Annotated in this window: 22 protein-coding genes and 1 riboswitch; of the genes, 15 read left to right on the top strand and 7 right to left on the bottom strand. The window is 43.9% G+C overall.

The window, feature by feature from the left end; genetic code table 11:
* Positions 1-22: 22 nt before the first annotated feature.
* Genes BSI_RS12985 through BSI_RS12995 form a run of 3 tightly spaced genes read right to left on the bottom strand, consistent with a single transcriptional unit; the run spans position 23 to position 2609 of the window.
* Positions 23-835, bottom strand: a complete 813-nt coding sequence (locus BSI_RS12985; RefSeq protein ID WP_003238036.1) for an ABC transporter permease — start codon at positions 833-835, stop codon at positions 23-25.
* A complete protein-coding gene (locus BSI_RS12990) occupies positions 810-1592 on the bottom strand; it encodes an ABC transporter ATP-binding protein (RefSeq protein ID WP_003238035.1) in 783 nt (260 codons plus the stop codon). Before BSI_RS12990 ends, BSI_RS12985 begins: the two co-directional genes overlap by 26 nt.
* Before the next feature lie 12 nt (positions 1593-1604).
* On the bottom strand, positions 1605-2609 hold the full coding sequence (locus BSI_RS12995) for an ABC transporter substrate-binding protein (RefSeq protein ID WP_003238033.1): 1005 nt from the start codon (positions 2607-2609) through the stop codon (positions 1605-1607).
* 150 nt (positions 2610-2759) lie between these two features.
* Between BSI_RS12995 and BSI_RS13000 the strand changes: the two genes are divergently transcribed.
* Both BSI_RS13000 and BSI_RS13005 read left to right on the top strand, forming a co-directional pair.
* Positions 2760-3533, top strand: a complete 774-nt coding sequence (locus tag BSI_RS13000) for an alpha/beta hydrolase family protein (protein WP_003238031.1) — start codon at positions 2760-2762, stop codon at positions 3531-3533.
* A 51-nt stretch (positions 3534-3584) separates the two neighbouring features.
* The gene (locus BSI_RS13005) at positions 3585-3827 is read left to right on the top strand and encodes a DUF2584 domain-containing protein (protein ID WP_003238029.1); all 243 of its coding nucleotides are present in this window, start codon (positions 3585-3587) and stop codon (positions 3825-3827) included.
* Between the two features lie 38 nt (positions 3828-3865).
* Here BSI_RS13005 and pckA read toward each other — a convergent pair whose 3' ends face one another.
* Positions 3866-5449, bottom strand: coding sequence for a phosphoenolpyruvate carboxykinase (ATP) (pckA, locus tag BSI_RS13010; RefSeq protein WP_003238028.1), 1584 nt, complete (start codon positions 5447-5449; stop codon positions 3866-3868).
* Positions 5450-5647: 198 nt separating this feature from the next.
* Positions 5648-5786: riboswitch (SAM riboswitch) on the top strand.
* Between the two features lie 169 nt (positions 5787-5955).
* Here pckA and metK point away from each other — a divergent pair.
* From metK to alaP, 3 genes are all read left to right on the top strand, one after another.
* The gene (gene metK / locus BSI_RS13015) at positions 5956-7158 is read left to right on the top strand and encodes a methionine adenosyltransferase (protein ID WP_003229102.1); all 1203 of its coding nucleotides are present in this window, start codon (positions 5956-5958) and stop codon (positions 7156-7158) included.
* A 148-nt stretch (positions 7159-7306) separates the two neighbouring features.
* Complete coding sequence (gene asnB / locus BSI_RS13020) at positions 7307-9205, top strand: asparagine synthase (glutamine-hydrolyzing) (protein WP_003238025.1); 1899 nt, start codon at positions 7307-7309, stop codon at positions 9203-9205.
* A 126-nt stretch (positions 9206-9331) separates the two neighbouring features.
* Positions 9332-10723, top strand: coding sequence for an alanine permease AlaP (alaP, locus tag BSI_RS13025; protein WP_003238023.1), 1392 nt, complete (start codon positions 9332-9334; stop codon positions 10721-10723).
* A 258-nt stretch (positions 10724-10981) separates the two neighbouring features.
* Here the strand turns inward: alaP and BSI_RS13030 are convergent, their stop codons facing one another.
* Positions 10982-11497, bottom strand: coding sequence for a gamma carbonic anhydrase (locus BSI_RS13030; RefSeq protein WP_003238022.1), 516 nt, complete (start codon positions 11495-11497; stop codon positions 10982-10984).
* A 48-nt stretch (positions 11498-11545) separates the two neighbouring features.
* On the opposite strand from BSI_RS13030, the gene ytpA reads away from it, so the two are divergent.
* Positions 11546-12325: a phospholipase YtpA gene (ytpA, locus tag BSI_RS13035; RefSeq protein ID WP_003238021.1), complete on the top strand. Its 780-nt coding sequence runs from the start codon at positions 11546-11548 to the stop codon at positions 12323-12325.
* Between the two features lie 20 nt (positions 12326-12345).
* Positions 12346-13449, top strand: a complete 1104-nt coding sequence (tbcS, locus tag BSI_RS13040) for a tetraprenyl-beta-curcumene synthase (RefSeq protein WP_032731942.1) — start codon at positions 12346-12348, stop codon at positions 13447-13449.
* Here tbcS and mnmM read toward each other — a convergent pair.
* Together mnmM and mnmL are read right to left on the bottom strand one after the other, a co-directional pair.
* Complete coding sequence (gene mnmM / locus BSI_RS13045; protein WP_003238019.1) at positions 13439-14023, bottom strand: tRNA 5-(aminomethyl)-2-thiouridylate-methyltransferase MnmM; 585 nt, start codon at positions 14021-14023, stop codon at positions 13439-13441. The two genes, tbcS and mnmM, sit on opposite strands and share 11 nt — an antisense overlap.
* The gene (gene mnmL, locus BSI_RS13050; RefSeq protein ID WP_003238018.1) at positions 14020-14988 is read right to left on the bottom strand and encodes a tRNA modification radical SAM protein MnmL/YtqA; all 969 of its coding nucleotides are present in this window, start codon (positions 14986-14988) and stop codon (positions 14020-14022) included. The genes mnmM and mnmL overlap by 4 nt, the downstream gene beginning before the upstream one ends.
* Before the next feature lie 161 nt (positions 14989-15149).
* Between mnmL and BSI_RS13055 the strand changes: the two genes are divergently transcribed.
* The 8 genes from BSI_RS13055 to ytrF all read left to right on the top strand — a co-directional run bounded on the left by BSI_RS13055 (position 15150) and on the right by ytrF (position 21006).
* Positions 15150-15422, top strand: coding sequence for a YtzC family protein (locus BSI_RS13055; RefSeq protein ID WP_003238017.1), 273 nt, complete (start codon positions 15150-15152; stop codon positions 15420-15422).
* 156 nt (positions 15423-15578) lie between these two features.
* Positions 15579-15716, top strand: a complete 138-nt coding sequence (locus BSI_RS22745; protein ID WP_003238016.1) for a hypothetical protein — start codon at positions 15579-15581, stop codon at positions 15714-15716.
* Between the two features lie 32 nt (positions 15717-15748).
* Positions 15749-16141, top strand: coding sequence for a GntR family transcriptional regulator YtrA (gene ytrA, locus BSI_RS13065; RefSeq protein WP_003238015.1), 393 nt, complete (start codon positions 15749-15751; stop codon positions 16139-16141).
* Positions 16134-17012, top strand: coding sequence for an ABC transporter ATP-binding protein YtrB (gene ytrB / locus BSI_RS13070; RefSeq protein ID WP_003238014.1), 879 nt, complete (start codon positions 16134-16136; stop codon positions 17010-17012). Before ytrA ends, ytrB begins: the two co-directional genes overlap by 8 nt.
* A complete protein-coding gene (gene ytrC / locus BSI_RS13075; RefSeq protein ID WP_003238013.1) occupies positions 17006-17992 on the top strand; it encodes an ABC transporter permease YtrC in 987 nt (328 codons plus the stop codon). The genes ytrB and ytrC overlap by 7 nt, the downstream gene beginning before the upstream one ends.
* A gap of 29 nt (positions 17993-18021) precedes the next feature.
* The gene (locus tag BSI_RS13080; RefSeq protein WP_003238012.1) at positions 18022-18996 is read left to right on the top strand and encodes an ABC transporter permease; all 975 of its coding nucleotides are present in this window, start codon (positions 18022-18024) and stop codon (positions 18994-18996) included.
* Positions 18997-19010: 14 nt separating this feature from the next.
* Entirely contained in the window at positions 19011-19706 is a 696-nt protein-coding gene (gene ytrE, locus BSI_RS13085) for an ABC transporter ATP-binding protein YtrE (protein WP_003238011.1), read from the top strand.
* Positions 19696-21006: an ABC transporter permease YtrF gene (gene ytrF / locus BSI_RS13090; RefSeq protein ID WP_003238010.1), complete on the top strand. Its 1311-nt coding sequence runs from the start codon at positions 19696-19698 to the stop codon at positions 21004-21006. Before ytrE ends, ytrF begins: the two co-directional genes overlap by 11 nt.
* The last annotated feature ends 43 nt before the right edge of the window (positions 21007-21049 follow it).

Raw genomic sequence — 21049 nt, 5'->3', positions numbered from 1 at the left:
CCGGCACATGTGCCGGGTTTTTTTATGTCCTGCCCTTCGTCCATTTCTTTTCCAGAAGCTCTACGCCCTGATACATCAGAGTGGCAAATATGGCGATGATCAGCAGGCTTAAGAAGACGAGCGTGAAATTGAAGACTTGGAAACCGTAAATAATCATATATCCCAACCCGACCTTAGAGACAAGGAATTCCCCTACAATGACGCCAACCCATGATAACCCGACGTTTACTTTCAGTGTTGAAATAATAGCGGGGGAGGATGCGGGCAGAATCACTTCTTTAAAAATGACCCATTTTTTTGCACCGAATGTTTTCATGACTTTTATATAGTTTTCGTCAACCTCTTGAAAGGCAGTGTACACGACGATGGTGGTGATAATGACGCTGATGATGGCCCCCATCGCAATAATGCTGATAAAACTGGGACCGAGCGCGACAATCAGGATCGGGCCCAGCGCCACTTTCGGCATTGCATTCAAAATAACGAGATACGGATCTAAAATTCTGGCAAGCCGGTTGGACCACCATAACAAAGCAGCGAGGCACGTGCCCATCAACGTCCCAAGCAAAAAGCCAAGCACCGTTTCAAATAAAGTGACGCCGATATGTGACAGTAAAGACCCGTCACCCAGTTTCTCCAGCAATAAACGCCATACAGCTGACGGAGAGCTGAAGATCAGCGGATCGATCCAGCCGAGCCTGCTGGAGATTTCCCAACCCGAGAAAAAGAGAATAAATATGGCAAGCTGAAAGGAATGTACATTCCATTTTTCCTTTTTCTGTTTTAATTGATATTGCTCGTGAAGCAAATCAATGGTTTCTTTGCTGTTTCTCAAGAGAATTCAGCTCCTTCCATATCGTTTGAAACAGCGTCTGGAAGGATGGCGCCTGGCGGGCGTCAAAAGGCATCATCGCGGCCAATTCCTTAGGAATGGTAAAAATCTGATGGATGGTGCCCGGCTGGTTTGAAAATAAATAGATCGTATCGCTCATCGCTATCGCTTCCCCAATATCATGAGTGACAAGCACTGCTGTTTTTTGATACTCCTTTAATGTACGGAATACCAGGTTTTCCAATGACAGCTTTGTCTGAAAATCAAGCGCGGAAAATGGCTCATCCAGCAAAAGCAGACTTGGATCTGGCGCAAGAGTTCTTGCAAGCGCGGCCCGCTGGCGCATTCCGCCCGACAGCTCTTTCGGATATTTCTTCTCCACATCTATGAGGCCGAACTCCGGCAATAGACCGAGTGCAGCGGCCTTGCTTTCTTCCGTCAACGTGTCGGCGATTTTTAAACCGAGAAGCACATTTTCCTCGATAGATTTCCAGGGAAATAAGTAATCCTGCTGAAGCATGTAGCCAATGTTATGTTCTTTTTGATTTGGCTCACGGCCTTCAATCAGAACTCTGCCTTCCGATGGCTCAATCAGGCCGGCAATAATGGAAAGCAGTGTTGTTTTTCCGCAGCCGCTTGGGCCGAGAAATGAAATGAAATCACCTTTTTCAGCATTGAAATGGATATCTCGCACGGCCGTCGTTTTTTCTTTTACAGAAAAATAAGTATGGGTTACATGGTCGACATGTAAGAAAGACATAAATGGCGCCTCCTATTTTTCCGAGGTGACTTTTTCGGCAATTTGTTTATTTACTAGCTGATTGTATGGAATGTGCTTCGGCAGTTCTCCCGATTGATCCATAATGGTTTGGAGCAGCTCCCATTCTTTTTCGTTGAGCAGAGGGTCTGGCGAATACGAATGCTGCTTTTTATAGCGTTCAATGGATGTTTCGATGACTTCTGGATCGGTATCATCAAATTCATCTTTAATGGCGTCTGTGATGTCCTTCGCCGAGTGGTTTTCCACCCACTGCTGCGCCTTATAAATGGCTTTTGTAAACTTGACGGCTGTGTCTTCATGTTTCTTCAGATAGCTTTGTTTCGCCATAAAAGTCGTATAAGGAACCTGGCCTGATTCTTCTCCGAAAGAAGCTACGATATGGCCGATGCCTTTTTTCTCAAAGAGAGAAGCTTGCGGTTCAAAGAGCTGTACATACTCGCCGGTTCCAGAAGCAAATGCATTGGCGATATTGGCAAAGTCTATGTTCTGGATAAGGTCAATATCCTTATGCGGGTCAATTTTATGTTTGTTCAGCACATACTCGCCGACCATTTGCGGCATGCCGCCTTTTCTCTGGCCGAGAAACGTTTTTCCTTCCAGCTGATCCCAGTCAAAGTGTTCAACATCTTCTCTCGCGACAAGAAACGTTCCGTCTGTCTGGGTCAGCTGGGCGAAATTAATGACAGGGTCTTTAGCCCCTTGCGCTTCGACATAAATAGATGTTTCTGACCCGACAAGTGCAATGTCTGAGCCGTTTGAAAGAAGCGATGTCATCGTTTTGTCGCCGCCCCATGTCGTGTTTACATCAACATCAAGCTCTTCTTCCTTGAAAAATCCTTTAGACTCAGCAACATATAAAGGTGCGTAAAAAATCGAATGGGTCACTTCAGCTACTTTGACTTTGGTGAGCGTTTCTTCCTGCTTGCAAGCCGCCAGGGCGATCATCAGAAATATACTGCCGACACAGGCGCAGCCCAGCCTTAACCATTTGTTCACATAGACAACCTCCTTATTTAGCATCAAGTTAATATCCTTTTTTGCTTTACATATCGTATGATGGGTATAAAAATGTGTGAATGCCTAATCAGGTTCTCCGGATGTAATTTTGGAGGAAGGAAAGCATATAGAAAAAAGGAGGCGGCTGCTTTGATTGTTGAGAAAAGAAGATTTCCGTCGCCAAGTCAGCATGTGCGTTTGTATACGATCTGCTATCTTTCAAATGGCTTACGGGTAAAGGGGCTTCTGGCTGAGCCGGCGGCACCGGGACAATATGACGGTTTTTTATATTTGCGCGGCGGAATTAAAAGCGTGGGCATGGTTCGGCCGGGCCGGATTATCCAGTTTGCATCCCAAGGGTTTGTTGTGTTTGCTCCTTTTTACAGAGGAAATCAAGGAGGAGAGGGCAATGAGGATTTTGCCGGAAAAGACAGGGAGGATGCCTTTTCTGCATTTCAACTCCTTCAGCAGCATCCAAATGTCAAGAAGGACAGAATCCATATCTTCGGTTTTTCCCGCGGCGGAATTATGGGAATGCTCACTGCGATTGAAATGGGCCGGCAAGCGGCTTCATTTGTTTCCTGGGGAGGCGTCAGTGATATGATCCTTACATATGAGGAGCGGCATGATTTGCGGCGAATGATGAAAAGAGTCATCGGCGGAACACCGAAAAAGGTGCCTGAGGAATACAAATGGAGAACACCATTTGACCAAGTAGATAAAATTCAGGCCCCCGTGCTATTAATCCATGGAGAAAAAGACCAAAACGTTTCGATTCAGCATTCCTATCTATTTGAAGAGAAGCTAAAACAGCTGCATAAGCCGGTGGAGACGTGGTACTACAGTAAATTCACACATTATTTTCCGCCAAAAGAAAACCGGCGTATCGTACGGCAGCTCACACAATGGATGAAAAACCGCTGACGGTGAAATATGGTATGATAAAGAAAAAAGAGAACGAAAGGGGATTTCACTTTGGGAATGCCTGTTGAATTTAATACACTGATTGTGACAAAAGGAAAAGAAGTTCGCATAGATGAAAATATATTCACGTTAGAGAAAGAGGGATACCGTGTGTATCCGATGGAGATTCCGATGGATGTACGCAAAACAAAGTTTGGCGAAAAATCGGGCACAGCTGAAGTGCAGAAGCTTCAATGGGAAGACGGCCGGACCATCATTACGTACAAGCTGACTTCACTGCATTCTGTCAATTAAAACAAGCCAAGAGCATAATTGCTCTTGGCTTTTGCTTTCTAAACGAGAGGGCCGCCAGCCTGCGCAATGGCATCTGTATGTGCGAACTTTTTAAAATTCTCTTTGAATTCATTTGCGAGGTAGACAGCCTTTTCTCTGTATTCTTCCTTGTTGTTCCACGTGTTTTCCGGCTGAAGGATATGATCGGGAACGCCAGGAACGTGAAGTGGAATGTGCAGGCCGAAAATATCGTCAGTCATCATTTCTGCATCCTCTAATTGGCCTTCAATCGCTGCTTTGACCATCGCTCTTGTGTAAGAAAGCTTCATGCGTTCGCCTGTGCCGTAGCCGCCGCCAGTCCAGCCGGTATTGACCAAGTAAACGTCTGCGCCGTGTTCATCGATCTTTTTGCCGAGCATTTCAGCATAGACGTGAGCAGGAAGCGGCAGGAACGGTGAGCCGAAGCATGTGGAGAATGTCGTCTCAGGAGACGTCACACCGCGTTCGGTTCCGGCAAGTTTACTCGTATAACCGCTTAAGAAATGGTACATCGCCTGCTCCTTCGTCAGTTTGCTGATCGGCGGCAGGACCCCGAATGCATCAGCCGTCAAAAATACAATTGCAGAAGGGTGGCCTGCCATGCTTGGGGTCACGATGTTGTCAATCATATGAATCGGGTAAGCTGCCCGCGTGTTTTCAGTATAGAAGGAATCATCATAATTGGCTTCGCGTGTATCTTCATCAACTACAACGTTTTCGAGAACAGACCCGAAGCGGATCGCGTTAAAGATCTGAGGCTCCTTTTCTTCGCTTAAATGAATGCACTTGGCGTAGCATCCGCCTTCAATATTAAAGACGCCTGTGTCAGACCAGCCGTGTTCATCGTCGCCGATCAGCTTGCGGTCAGCATCGGCTGACAGTGTGGTCTTGCCTGTTCCAGACAGTCCGAAGAAAAGGGCAACATCGCCTTTTTCACCGACATTGGCGGAGCAGTGCATAGATAAAATATCTCTTTCAGGGAGCAGGAAATTCATAATGGAGAAAATGGATTTCTTCATTTCTCCGGCATACTCTGTTCCGCCGATTAAAATCGTCCGCTTTTCGAAAGAGACAATAATAAAGGTTTCGGAATGTGTGCCGTCTGTTTTTGGATCCGCTTTGAAATACGGAGCAGAAAGAATGGTAAACGGCTGTTCAACTGTTTTCTTATCATTGCCTTCCGGACGGATAAACAGCTGTCTGGCGAATAAATTGTGCCATGCGAACTCATTTACGACGGTGATCGGCAACCTGTATTTTTCATCTGCTCCGGCAAATCCTTCGAAAACAAACAGCTCATCTCGCTGTTTCAGATAGCTGACAACCTTCGTGTACAGCCGGTCAAATGCTTCTTCTGAAATCGGCTGATTCACCGTGCCCCAATCGATCTTATTTTTCGTGCTTTCTTCCTCCACGATAAATTTGTCTTTAGGTGAACGTCCTGTGTAAGCGCCTGTTGTTGCCCGAACAGCACCCGTGGATGTTAAAATGCCTTCGTTCCGGGAGAGTACTTTTTCTGTAAGCTGTGCTGCTGATAAATTATGACGCACATTTGGACTTGTTAATAAGGCTTGTAAATCAGCGGTCAAATCAACTGAGTTCATATGAAACCTTCCTTTATCGTTTTTTGTGTTTTGCTAATTGTGAATTAGTATAACATATATTTTCAAATAGTCTATACTATTTATCATTTTTTTGTGTGTGTGTTTTCCAATGTTTTCCCTCGATATAGGTGCCTATTTCTTCTGAATCATATTGACATTGCAAACCCTTTTACGATAAGATATTTCATTGAGCGGATACTCTTATCCCGAGCTGGCGGAGGGACAGGCCCTATGAAGCCCAGCAACCGGTTTCTCTGTTATTTATTATGTTCAACTGTGTGAGACAACCAAGGTGCTAACCTGTTGCAAGGTTGTATGATTCCTTGAGCGATAAGAGTGAAAGGCACAAAGTCCAAACCCTTTCCTCGATGGAAAAGGTTTTTTTATTTCATAAATATGCCAATTAACATTCTCTAATATAACGTTACATTGTATAAAAGAGGGAGCGAGTTCCGTATCATATATACAAGGTCTTTCGGGAGGCCTTGTGCAGGAGGAAGCAAATCATGAGTAAAAATCGTCGTTTATTTACATCAGAATCTGTTACGGAGGGGCATCCGGATAAAATCTGTGACCAGATTTCTGACAGCATTTTAGATGAAATTTTAAAGAAAGACCCTAACGCGCGTGTTGCTTGTGAAACGTCTGTGACAACTGGTTTGGTTCTTGTCAGCGGAGAGATCACAACATCTACGTATGTTGACATTCCGAAAACAGTTCGCCAAACAATTAAAGAAATCGGATACACACGTGCGAAATACGGATTTGATGCGGAAACTTGTGCGGTTTTAACATCAATTGACGAGCAGTCTGCTGATATCGCGATGGGTGTAGACCAAGCGCTTGAAGCCCGTGAAGGCACAATGAGTGACGAAGAAATTGAAGCGATCGGTGCGGGTGACCAAGGTTTAATGTTCGGTTATGCGTGCAATGAAACGAAAGAGCTTATGCCTCTTCCAATTTCACTTGCTCATAAATTGGCCCGCCGCCTGAGTGAAGTCCGTAAAGAAGATATTCTTCCATACCTTCGCCCTGACGGCAAAACACAGGTAACGGTTGAGTATGATGAAAATAACAAACCTGTCCGCATTGACGCGATTGTTATTTCAACTCAGCACCACCCTGAAATTACGCTTGAGCAAATCCAGCGCAACATTAAAGAACATGTTATCAATCCGGTTGTTCCTGAAGAGCTAATTGATGAAGAAACAAAATATTTCATCAACCCTACAGGACGTTTCGTTATCGGAGGCCCTCAAGGGGATGCGGGACTTACAGGACGCAAAATCATTGTTGATACGTACGGCGGCTATGCACGCCACGGCGGAGGCGCGTTCTCAGGTAAGGATGCGACGAAGGTAGACCGTTCTGCGGCATATGCAGCAAGATATGTTGCGAAAAACATCGTAGCGGCTGAGCTTGCAGATTCTTGCGAAGTACAGCTTGCTTACGCGATTGGTGTTGCACAGCCTGTGTCAATCTCAATCAACACATTCGGTTCCGGAAAAGCTTCTGAGGAAAAACTGATTGAAGTTGTTCGCAATAACTTTGATTTACGACCTGCCGGCATTATCAAAATGCTTGATTTACGCCGTCCGATCTACAAACAAACTGCTGCGTACGGCCACTTTGGACGCCACGATGTTGATCTTCCGTGGGAACGTACAGACAAAGCGGAGCAGCTGCGTAAAGAAGCGTTAGGAGAATAATTTTATAGCCGCTTACTGGTTAAGCGGCTTTCCCTTTTTTACGTTGTATTCATGTTTATTTTTTTACATAACCGTGAAACCAAATACTATTCACAGCGTCTATAAATAGGGGTTCAATGATGACAATTTTAATTATGGAGGCAATACTATGTGTGGATTTGTCGGGGTTTTTAACAAGCATCCGTTAGCTCAAACCGCTGATCAAGAAGAACTAATCAAACAAATGAACCAAATGATCGTTCACCGCGGTCCTGACAGTGATGGATATTTCCATGATGAGCACGTTGGATTCGGATTCAGACGGCTCAGCATTATTGATGTAGAAAATGGCGGACAGCCTTTATCATATGAAGATGAAACATATTGGATTATCTTTAACGGAGAAATCTATAACTATATTGAATTGAGAGAAGAACTTGAAGCAAAGGGGTATACATTCAACACGGATTCGGACACAGAGGTTCTTCTTGCGACTTACCGTCACTATAAAGAAGAAGCGGCGTCTAAACTGCGCGGTATGTTTGCCTTTCTGATTTGGAATAAAAACGATCATGTGCTTTATGGAGCAAGAGATCCATTCGGCATTAAACCGTTGTACTACACAACGATCAATGATCAGGTTTATTTTGCCTCAGAGAGAAAAAGTTTAATGGTTGCTCAGAATGATATTGAAATAGATAAAGAGGCATTGCAGCAGTACATGTCTTTCCAATTCGTTCCTGAACCAAGCACGCTTGATGCCAATGTGAAAAAAGTAGAGCCGGGTTCACAGTTTACAATCCGCCCGGACGGCGATATCACATTCAAAACGTATTTCAAAGCGAACTTCAAGCCAGTTCAGACCGAAGAAGATAAGCTTGTGAAAGAAGTCAGAGACGCGATCTATGACTCTGTAAACGTTCATATGAGAAGTGACGTTCCTGTCGGTTCATTCCTGTCTGGCGGAATCGATTCTTCCTTTATTGTATCCGTTGCGAAAGAATTTCATCCAAGCTTAAAAACTTTCTCTGTCGGATTCGAACAGCAGGGCTTCAGTGAAGTCGATGTAGCGAAAGAAACTGCTGCGGCACTTGGCATTGAAAATATCAGCAAAGTCATTTCCCCTGAGGAATACATGAACGAGCTTCCGAAGATCGTATGGCATTTTGATGATCCGCTTGCTGATCCGGCGGCGATTCCATTGTACTTTGTTGCAAAAGAAGCGAAAAAACATGTAACGGTTGCCTTATCAGGTGAAGGTGCAGACGAGCTCTTCGGCGGATATAACATTTACCGTGAACCGCTTTCGCTTAAACCGTTTGAGCGCATTCCGTCCGGCCTGAAAAAGATGCTTCTGCACGTTGCGGCCGTTATGCCTGAAGGAATGAGAGGAAAGAGCCTGCTTGAGCGCGGCTGCACTCCGCTTCAGGATCGTTACATCGGTAACGCGAAGATCTTTGAAGAGTCTGTCAAAAAACAGCTGTTGAAACATTATAATCCGAACCTTTCATATCGTGATGTGACCAAGACTTACTTTACAGAAAGCAGCTCATACAGCGATATCAACAAAATGCAATATGTTGATATCCACACTTGGATGCGCGGTGACATTCTGTTAAAAGCAGATAAAATGACGATGGCGAATTCTTTGGAACTGCGTGTGCCATTCCTGGATAAAGTCGTATTTGACGTCGCTTCAAAAATTCCTGACGAACTGAAAACGAAGAACGGCACGACGAAATATCTTCTTCGCAAAGCCGCTGAAGGAATTGTGCCTGAGCACGTTTTAAACCGCAAAAAGCTTGGTTTCCCTGTACCGATCCGTCATTGGCTGAAAAACGAAATGAACGAATGGGTGCGGAACATTATTCAGGAAAGCCAAACGGATGCTTATATCCACAAGGATTATGTCCTTCAGCTTCTTGAAGACCACTGTGCGGATAAGGCTGATAACAGCCGTAAAATCTGGACTGTATTAATCTTTATGATCTGGCACAGCATCAATATCGAAAAACGGTATATGCCTGAAGAGCTGAGCCATCAGCCTAAAGAAGTCATCTTTGTGTAACAGACAAGGCTTTCGATTCGTCGAAAGCCTTGTATACTTTTATTTCTCCATGATCATTGATTACCTAATCCACACGAAAAATTCAGAAAAATGTTTTATTGATATTTTTTTCTAGGGGAGAAGAGCATGCAAAAACAAAAACAAGAGCTGCACCGCGGACTCGAGCAGAGGCATATTTCTCTAATGTCTTTAGGAGCTGCCATTGGAGTGGGGTTGTTTCTCGGCTCCGCATCAGCTATCAAATTAGCAGGGCCTGGTATTTTGGCAGCGTATGCCGTAAGCGGCCTGATCATGTTTTTTATTATGAGAGCGCTTGGGGAAATGGCCATTCAAAAACCGGTCGCCGGCTCCTTCAGTAGGTATGCGCGTGATTATTTGGGACCGCTTGCAGGCTATTTAACGGGATGGAACTACTGGTTTTTATGGGTTGTCACCTGTATGGCTGAAATCACTGCTGTCGGTATTTATATGGGATACTGGTTTCCGGACGTGCCAAACTGGATATGGGCATTATCGGCGCTGATCATTATGACGGGTGTTAACTTCTTGGCTGTTAAAGCTTACGGAGAGCTGGAATTTTGGTTCGCTTTGATTAAAATTGTCGCGATTTTATCTATGATTGCTGTCGGGTTATTGATGATCATCGCAGGGGTCGGCAATGGAGGCATTGCCACGGGAATCAGCAATTTGTGGAACAACGGAGGATTTTTTCCATATGGCATAAAAGGGGTTTTATTGTCACTCCAAATGGTGATGTTCGCCTATTTAGGGATTGAAATGATCGGGGTGACGGCTGGTGAAGTGAAGAACCCGCAAAAATCGTTAGCCAAAGCAATAGATACGGTATTTTGGCGTATTTTGATTTTTTATGTAGGTGCTTTATTTGTCATTATGTCTATTTATCCATGGCAGGAAATTGGCTCACAAGGAAGTCCGTTTGTCCTCACATTTGAAAAAGTGGGCATTCCATCTGCGGCAGGCATCATTAACTTTGTCGTCTTGACGGCCGCGCTGTCTTCCTGCAACAGCGGCATTTTCAGCACGGGTCGGATGCTGTTTAACTTAGCGGATCAGGGGGAGGCGCCAAAAGCCTATGGCCAGCTGACAAAAGGCGGCATCCCGGGTAAAGCTGTTCTGGCTTCAGCGGGCGCTTTATTGGTCGGCGTGCTGTTAAACTACGTTGTACCTGCAAAAGTGTTTACTTGGGTCACAAGCATTGCGACGTTCGGAGCGATTTGGACGTGGGCGATCATTTTGCTTTCTCAAATTAGATACCGGAAAAGCTTGCAGCCAGAAGAAAAGAAACACTTAAAATACAAAATGCCTTTCTTTCCGTTTACGTCTTATGTGTCATTGGCATTTTTAGCATTTGTCGTTATTCTTATGGCTTACAGTCCCGATACAAGAGTAGCCGTGATTATCGGGCCGATATGGTTTCTTATCTTACTTGCTGTGTATTATGGAAAAGGTTTTCATAAGAAAAATGCGGCTGCTGCCAGCGAACGCAATATCAGCTGACAAAAAGAGCTCCCAGCGGGCTCTTTTTGTATGTACTCATAGAAAATAGAGAACAGGAAAGAATAGAAATGTGATTTTTGCAGAGCCAGATTACAGTTGCTGATCATGTTTTATGATAAGATAAAAGTCATACGTTTAATGCTACATGTGAACATTTTATGGAAAAAACAAAACCCGAACTGTCATTACGTCCGGGTAAACGATGGTTATTGCTTTCAAACATAATTTGAAAAATGGTAAAGTAAGACGAAGCAGGTCTTATGTTTGCTGAAGTGATTTATAATATTGGCCCTTTGCTACATATTCCGACCGTATTCTTTGCATATCTTGTCGGTCTTCTTCCGTCAAAGGGCGGATGACTTTTGCAGGACAGCCAAAGGCGAGGTGGCCAGGCGGGATGAATTTTCCCGGAGGGACAAGACTGCCGGCACCAATAAAGGCCCCTTCGCCAATTTCGGCTCCGTCTAAGATGGTTGAGCCCATGCCGATTAAGGCATTCTTACGGATAACAGCGCTATGAAGTGTAACTTGATGCCCTATCGTGGCGTCATCTTCAATGAGAAGCGTCCGGTTCGGACTTTGATGGAGGCAGCTTAAATCTTGGATATTGACTCTGCTTCCGATTCTGGTCGGCGCGACATCTCCCCTTATGACAACAGAAAACCAAATGCTGGACTGTTCTCCGATAACGACGTCACCGGTAATTGTGGCATTATCAGCTACAAAGGCTGTTGGGTGAATATCTGGCGTGTGTTCCTTATAAGGGTAGATCATAACATTCATCCTTCTTTCTCTATTTAAATTTCGTATGAGGTGAACAGCATGTGGACCTGGAAAGCAGACAGACCTGTTGCAGTGATTGTGATGATCCACGGGGCAAGTGAATATCACGGACGATATAAATGGCTGGTTGAAATGTGGAGATCTTCGGGTTATCACGTTGTCATGGGCGATTTGCCGGGTCAGGGGACAACCACAAGGGCAAGAGGTCATATTCGCTCATTTCAAGAATACATTGATGAAGTAGATACTTGGATAGATAAAGCGCGAACCTTTGAGCTGCCTGTTTTTCTACTTGGTCACAGCATGGGCGGCCTGGTCGCGATTGAATGGTTTAAACAGCAAAGAAATCCCCGCATTACGGGAATTATTTTATCATCACCGTGTCTCGGACTGCAAATTAAAGTCAATAAAGCGCTTGACATTGCATCAAGAGGCCTGAATGTCATTGCTCCGTCACTTAAGGTTGATTCGGGATTATCAATTGATATGGCGACGCGCAATGAAGACGTCATCGAGGCAGACCAAAATGATTCGTTATACGTCAGGAAAGTATCTGTCAGATGGTACAGAGAACTGTTAAAAACAATTGAGTCAGCGATGGTGCCGACAGATGCGTTTTTGAGAGTGCCGCTCCTTGTTATGCAGGCAGGTGACGACAAGCTTGTCGACAAAACGATGGTGATCAAGTGGTTTTCAGGTGTTGCTTCCCACAATAAAGCGTACAAAGAGTGGGAAGGGCTTTATCATGAAATATTTAATGAACCCGAAAGAGAAGATGTCTTTAAAGCAGCAAGAGCGTTTACTGATCAATATATTTGAACTAGTTGGGGGTGCATGTGTTGACAGTACCGGAACATCCTTTTGGACTGATGGCAAAAGTATATCGAGATATTTTTCCGCTCGTTCATCAAGAGCTGGACATATGGAAGCAAAAATCAGAATCAATTCATAACACTGAATTAAAAGCACAGGCAACCGCAAGTATTCGAGACAAAACGTTCCACTGTGAAGGCGGCGGCATACTGGCCTTGTTGTCAGGCAATCAAAAGCAGAAATGCGTCGAGTTTATCATCGCGTATCAAACGATCAGTGATTATCTGGACAATCTGTGCGACCGCAGCACATCACTTGACCCGCAGGATTTTCGGATGCTCCACACCTCAATGCAGGACGCACTGACAGTGGGAGCGGAACCGCAAAATTATTATCAATTCCGTGAAGAACAGGATGACAGTGGATATTTGCATGAGTTGGTCAAAACGTGCCAGCGTGTACTTGGTTCAATTGAGCACTACGACATGATTAAACCGTATCTGCTTGAACTGTGCGGCTATTATTGCGATTTGCAGGTGCATAAGCACGTCATTGAGCATGAGCGTGTTCCGCGGCTTGAGAAGTGGTTTACTCAATATGAATCAGAGCTGCCTGAGATGGAATGGTATGAGTTTTCAGCTTGTGCAGGCTCTACGCTAGGCATTTTCTGTCTTGTTGCGTATTCGTTCCAGCCTGATTTCACAGAAAACACCGCTAAAAAAATCCGCAATAGTTATTTTCCTTACATACAAGGTCTTCACATTCTGCTGGATTATTTGATCGATCAAGAGGAGGACTTGCTAGAAGGGGACTTAAATTTCTGCTCGTATTATCAGTCGCATGAAGAAATGATGAAGCGGCTTGAACACTTTATCCATAAAGCCGACGAACATTTGCAAGGCATTCCGCATGAAAACTTCCATCGTTTAATCAATCGGGGCTTGCTGGGTGTTTATTTGTCAGATGATAAAGTGGCGGGCCAAAAGGAAATGGGCCGGCTCGCGAAGAAGCTGATCAAAGCAAGCGGAAAAACCTCCTTTTTCTTTTATATCAACGGCAGAGCCTACCGGAAATTTCAAAAAATGGCCTGGATGAAAAACTCAAAGAAAAAAGCTCAAATCATTTGCTGATTTGAGCTTTTTTTTCGATGGCGACAATAAATGGCGGGTCATTTTGCTGATTGATAAATCCATATGTTAACACACGGGCTGTTTGCTGGTCCAAGTCCCGGCAAAAGTCAAGCACGTCGTTTTTTTCAGCTTTGCCTTCCGGATGACCATGATAGACGACCAGAACAATCAGGCCCTCATCTTTCATGATGCTGAGAAGCTGTTCAATCGCTTTGACCGTTGAACTGCCGTTCGTCGTAATCGATTTGTCCCCGCCCGGCAGATAGCCGAGGTTAAACACAGCGGCCGCCACTTTTCCATGTGCTTCCGGCGGTAGGGATTCAGCGATTTTGTCATGGCTTTTGTGAAATAACGTTGTTCGCGCTTGAAATGTCTCACCGAGCCGTTCCTTCGTATTGGCCACGGCTGATTCTTGGATGTCAAATGCGTACACATGGCCGTTTTCACCAACAAGCTCTGCTAAAAACTGCGTATCGTGTCCGTTGCCCATCGTTGCATCTACGACGATATCTCCTTCTCCCGCGGCCATTTTCAGCAGCTCTTTGCTGTAAGGAAGAATTTTTTTCAAAATCATAGCGCTGATTCCTCCTCAAGCCGCTGAAAGAACTTTCCTTGATAGCTGCCGCGATTTTCAAGTTCTTTATTAATGGCGCCAAGCACTTCCCATTTGTTGACGCTCCACATCGGCCCGATCATCAATTCTATCGGTCCGTCACCTGTAATGCGGTGGACGATCATTTCCGGCGGAATGATTTCAAGCTGATCACAGACGAGCTGCACATATTCATCTTGAGAAAGGAATTCCAGCTTTCCTTTTTCATATTGCTTGACCATCGGTGTGCCTTTCAATAGGTGCAGCAGATGGATTTTAATGCCCTGTACGTCCAAATCTGCGACGGCCTTTGCGGTTTCCATCATCATGTCCCGGTCTTCCAAAGGCAGTCCGTTGATAATATGTGAGCAGACCCGTATGCCGTGTTTTCTTAATTTATTGACGCCTTCCACATAGCAGTTAAAATCATGTGCGCGGTTGATCAGAAGAGCGGTTCGTTCATGAACCGTTTGAAGCCCAAGCTCTACCCATAGATATGTTCGTTCATTCAGCTCGGCCAAATAGTCAACAACATCATCAGGCAGACAGTCCGGGCGTGTGGCGATCGAAATGCCGACCACATCATCAAGGGCAAGGACGGATTCAAATTTCTCACGAAGCACCTCAACCGGCGCATGCGTATTGGTGAAAGCCTGAAAATAGGCGATGTATTTGCCGTCCTTCCATTTTTCGTGCATGCGGTTTTTGATGTCATGGAATTGCGTAATTAAATCATCGGCCCGATTTCCGGCAAAATCGCCGGAGCCTGCTGCGCTGCAAAATGTACAGCCGCCGTGGGCAACGGTGCCGTCCCGGTTCGGACAGTCAAAGCCGCCGTCAAGCGCAACTTTAAACACCTTATGGCCAAAATGATCTCTGAGATGATAATTCAATGTATGATAGCGTTTTTCCGTATTTGAATAAGGAAAAGGATTGTTCTGCATCACAATTCATGTGCCTCCTTGCGTACGATTGCATCCTAAAATTGTAGCACGCATTTCACAAGAGAACAAATGAATATCGACCATAAATTACTTTATTGAACGAAGTCAGATGGGGCTACAATATGAATGATGGATTGTTTCCATTACCAAGAGGAGGGGTTACTGTGGCAACAAGACAATCAGTAGATGAACATCTCCAGCAATGTATGCAGGCGTATGATTATGCTGAAGAACAGCTGAAAATCGCTTCTAAACAAGAGCATTATAACGATCAAGAATACAGTGATGCACAAATGCAGCTTGAAAATGCAGTTAATGCCTTGAATAAGCTGTGGCTGTCGTCAAATGATCAGCAGAGAGAACAGCTGTACAGAATGAGACTTCAGCTGCAAGCTTTGCAAAATAATATGATCCTGCAGCACCCTCTTGATGTATAAGAAACGGACCCTTTTGATAAGGGTCCGTTTTTTTGCAAAAAAAGGATTGACTTTGTACGTCAAAGTATTTATTGTATTAAGTGTACTAATTGAAGTAATACACTATAGACACTGATGGAAAGTCATTTATATATGTTGAAATTAAGGGAGGCAGTTATGAAACATAAAAAACGAAACAAACGTAACGTGCCAATGCTAATCACGGCATCTGTGATCGCTTGTTCTTTTTTTCTTGTTCTTGTGATGATCGGTTTTGAATGTCAAAAAAGTATAATTGATCAGTTTTATCTATAAAGGTTCAGATCGTATAGAAAGTAGGGAAGTAAATGATTCAAATCGATCCAAGAAGCTCAACACCCATTTACGAACAAATTATTCAGCAAATGAAAGAGCTTTGTTTGAAAGGGATCATGAAGCCTGGTGATAAGCTTCCTTCTGTCAGAGAATTGGCGACGATCATTATTGCGAATCCGAATACTGTCAGCAAAGCGTACAAAGAGCTTGAGCGAGAGGGGATTATTGAAACGCTTCGGGGCAGAGGGACCTATATATCGGAGAATGCAAAAACGACACTGGTTGAAGGGAAGATGACGATGATTAAAGAGCAACTCAAACAGCTCATCATCGATGCACACTATGCAGGGGTTGAGCTGGAGAAACTGCAAGAATGGATAAAGGAAATCAGCGCTGATGTGAAAGGAGGCACAAAAAATGATTGAACTACGGCAGCTGTCAAAAACGATTGACGGCAATCAGGTATTAAAAGATGTTTCATTAACGATTGAAAAAGGAGAAATCTTCGGACTGCTCGGCCGCAACGGATCAGGCAAAACGACGATGCTCCGCTTAATCCAGCAAATCATTTTCGCAGACAGCGGAACGATTTTATTTGACGGCGTAGAAATTAAAAAGCATCCGAAGGTCAAACAGAATATCATCTACATGCCTGTTCAGAATCCTTTTTATGATAAGTATACATACAAGCAGCTTGTCGATATTCTGAGAAGAATGTATCCGAAATTTGATGTCACGTACGCGAATGAGCTGATGAACAGATATGAAATTCCAGAAGCGAAAAAATACCGCGAGCTGTCAACAGGCTTGAAAAAACAGCTGTCGCTCGTTCTATCGTTTGCGGCGAGACCGGCGCTGATTCTCCTTGATGAACCGACGGATGGAATAGACGCGGTGACAAGGCATGATGTGCTGCAGCTGATGGTCGATGAAGTGGCTGAGCGTGATACGAGCATTCTGATCACTTCTCACCGGCTTGAGGACATAGAGCGGATGTGCAACCGAATTGGGTTTCTCGAAGATAACAGACTGACAAATGTAATGGATCTTGATGAATTAAAAGAAGAATACATCAAAATTCAAATGGCGTTTGATACAGATGTCAATTTGGCCATCAGAGAGCAAAACATTCCGATGCTCGATCAGGCCGGCGTGTTCTATACGGTGCTGATTCCGAAAAGCGACGAAGAGAACAAGAGCTTTTTAAGAGAGCTGAAGCCAAAAGTGTGGAATGAGCTTCCTGTCAACTTGGAAGAAGTGTTCATTGCGAAGTTTGGAGGGAAGCGGAGATGGTAGACCGAGGCCTCCTCTATCGAGAGTGGAAGCAGAATCAAGTGGTGATTTTGTTAAGTATTATGTTTTTAGTGCTGGCAAATCCGCTTTCTATCGTTAATACGTATTTGACTTATCAAGGATGTCTTGATCGCCAAGACCCGCAATATTGTGATTTTATTGTGAATTATTCCATAAGCAATCTGATAGATATCAACTGGGTGCCGGGTGTCATTTTGGCGGTCTGCTTCCTGGGAATGGAACGTTCGAAAGGCACGATGGATTTTATATTAAGCCTTCCATATAACAGAAGCCAAATTTTTCAGACAAAATTTTGGTTAGGCGGTTTTGTGATTGTGCTGTCACAATTGATTGGCTTTTTACTTGCATGGCTGCTAATTCTTGTTTATAGCCCTGAACACATCTACTATTTTGAACACAGCAGCGTTGGAGTAATCGTGATTAGTTTTATGGCTTTTTCACTCGTGATGGCCGCCGGAGCGTTAACTGGAAATGCTTTTGCCCAGCTATTAACTGCACTTTCTGCCGGCGTATTGCCGTATTTAATTGTTGCATTGCCGGTTGGAAACCTTGAAGTTGTTTTTGATGTGAGTATATGGGAATTGTTCCCTTCCCCTGAGAGTTATTTCTCGCTGGCGAGCAATTTATCGTATCTAGTACCAATTAGTTACGTTGGAAATGAATGGCTGACTAACAGTAAATATCTTTTATTGATTCCAGCCGTAATGAGCATTCTTTTTTACTTAATTGGATTAATAGGCTTCAAAAAGCTTCCAAGTGAACGAAACGGACACTTTTTCTTATGGAACAAATTAGATCGTCCGGTACAAATCCTTGTCATAGCTTTCGGAATTCTTGGATTTGGGTTATTTGGATATTACTCTGGACATTCCATTATTGGTTATATTTTGGGGATGATCATTGGAGCAGTGGCTGGATTCTTTGTGAGCTACTTCTCTATTTATAAGAAAACGAAACATTAAGAAATACTTTCGGTTTGGAGGGAAGTGATGTGCCGGATTCCGGGCTGTTTTATAAAGAGTGGAAGCATAATAAAGCTCTGCTAATCATGATTTTTTTGGTATTTATGCTTAGCAATCCTTTTACCGTTTTAAATACGTACATCTCATATCAAGGCTGCGTGGCTAATCAGAACGAGTGGGTCGGAACCTGCGTATTTACGATTAACTATTTAAACGGCACATTTATCTCATTGTTTTGGATTTGGGGTGTCGTCTTGGCGGTCAGCCAGCTTGGGATTGAACGAAGCAAGGGCTTGTTTGATTTTACATTGAGCCTTCCTTATACACGCGGGCAGATATTTAATGCGAAGTTCCTTACCGGCGGAATGGTGATTGTGATACCGCAACTCATAGGTTATGTTTTATCTGTTTTGCTGATAATGCTTTTGAAGCCTGAACAGGCTGTTTATTTTCACAACTACAGCCTGGGAATGATTATCGTCAGCATGCTGGCTTATTCTTTGGTTATGGCTGGCGGAGCTTTGACAGGCCATATTTTTGCACAGCTGCTGGTCTCATTTACCGTCACCATCTTGCCTTTTTTAGTCATTACTCTGCCTGCAATCAACATTGATATCCTTTTTGGCGGAGCAGCATTTTTAGATTACCCTATACCTGAATGGATGCAGTATATATTTCCAATCACATATGTCATTCCAAACTGGGTTGAAGATTCACCGAAATATTTAGTGATTCCGGCTGTGATGAGTATCATGTTCTACATTATCGGCTACATCAGTTTCGTCAAACTGTCAAATGAACGAAACGGATATTTCTTTTTGTGGAAAGCGTTGGATCGTCCGGTGCAAGTGATTGTCATCATCATTGGCATTTTGGGCTTTGGCTACTTTGGATTTGCCGCAACGGAGAGCTTTGCCGGCTATCTTATTGGCATGGCTGCAGGAGCTGTGATCGGTTTCTTCATCAGTTATTTTGCGATTTATAAAAAAACGAAACTTTTATAAGGGAGAGAGAACATATGATTGATGTTCAGCATATCGACCATTCTTTCACGATCGGGAAAAAGGGCCGTGAGAATGAAGTTCCAGTTTTGAAGGATGTTTCATTAAGCGTGGCGAAAGGGGAAATCGCCTGTATCGTCGGACGAAGCGGCTCAGGAAAATCAACGCTTTTGAATTTAATATCCGGCTACATATCGCCGACAAAAGGGCGGATTGTCATTAACGGCACTGATGTTACGGGCTTTAATGAAAAGGAATGGGCGCAATTTCGTCTTGACCATTTCGGATTTATTTTTCAAAGCTTTCAGCTTATCCCAGGGTTAACAACGTATGAGAATGTTGAAATGCCGCTGGCGTTAAAAGGGATCAAACCGTCCGAGCGCAAGCAAAAGGTGCAGGACATGCTGAAACGCGTCGGTCTGGAAAATCACGCCGCTCATTATCCGAATGAACTGTCAGGCGGCCAGCAGCAGCGTGTCAGTATTGCGCGAGCATTGATTTTAAACCCATCGATTATTTTAGCGGATGAGCCGACGGGAAGCCTTGATTCAGAAACGGAACAGGAAGTGCTTGAGTTGATTCAGCAGCTGAATCGAGAGCGGGGCATTACATTTGTGATCATTACTCACGATGATGAAGTCGCTTCTATCGGACATTCAAAATTTCAGCTTCATGACGGTGTGTTAAAAGGGGGAATTACCGTTGAGGTTTAAGGATCAGGTTCATTTTATCAGAAGAAATATGAAGAAAAACAGACTCCGCGTGTTTATGACAATTCTTGCGACAACAATGGCGTGTGCGTTTTTGGTTGTGCTGTCGTCGGTTGGATTCGGGATTCAAAAGACAATCACAGATATGACGATGAGCCAGCAGGTTGTGACTAAAGTCAGTGTAATGGGCAAGGAAGGGGATAAGCCTATTAAAAAAGCTGATTTAGAGAAGTATGATCATGTAAGGTCAGTTGTAGAAAGAACGCAAGTGTATGAACCAAACAAAGCAACTTTAGGCGATCGTACAAATGAAAGCTCTAATCTCATCTTTACTAATATGAGTGATGAATTAAAGGCCAATATGGAATTGGAAAAGGGAAGAGTCGCAAAGTCGGAAAATGAAATTGTAGTAGGATACGACTTTGCAAAGAGATTATTGACGAAAAAAGAATCGGAAGAATATAACAAAAAAATTGAGGAAGCAAAAGGAAATCCAGAAGATATAAAAGAACCAAAAGGCTATACGAAAGACATTCTGAACAAAACAATTGAATTAAGTGTATCAAAAACAGATCCCAAAACAGGGGATGTTAAAAAAACAAAAACATATGACTTTAAAATTGTTGGTATTACAAAAAAACCATCTCAAGATTGGATGGAGGACTCAAACATCTTCATCAGTGATCAATTCAAAGAAGATTTTTCCGAATTTTTGGATTTTAAAGGCGGAAATGTTGAGACTAACATCGGCGTTTTTGCTGATAAATTTGAGAATGTGGAACAGCTGACAAATAATCTAACAGATGACGGGTACTATGTAACTTCAGTGACTACCGAGCTTGAGGGAGCCAACACCTTCTTCATGGTTTTCAAAATCGGGCTGATCTTTGTCGGATGTATCGCTGTTATTATCTCTGCAATCGGCATTTTTAACACGATGACGATGGCGGTTACAGAAAGAACGCAGGAAATCGGCATTATGAAAGCGATTGGAGCGAGTCCGTCTATTATTCGCCGAATGTTCTTGATGGAAAGCGCGTATATCGGGATTTTAGGCTGTGTGATTGGGATTATCATTTCTTATGGCGTGAGCTACCTTGTCAACTTGGCCGTTCCAATGATTCTCGCGGCGACAAGCGGGGGCGATGCGGGCGATTTGAATTACACATTCTCCTACATCCCGGTCAGCCTTGTCATCATTGCCGTTGTGATTTGCGGAGGAGTTGCGGTGATTTCCGGTATGAACCCGGCACGAAAAGCAACCAAAACCAACGTGCTGACAGCGTTGAGAAGAGAATTATAATGTGTACGAGCCGGCTGAGACAGCCGGCTTTCTCTATAGCGCA

The sequence above is a fragment of the Bacillus inaquosorum KCTC 13429 genome, assembly GCF_000332645.1.
Lineage (GTDB): Bacteria > Bacillota > Bacilli > Bacillales > Bacillaceae > Bacillus > Bacillus inaquosorum.
The sequence above is the reverse complement of the archived record's forward strand: the minus strand, read 5'-3'. Positions and strand labels throughout refer to the sequence as shown.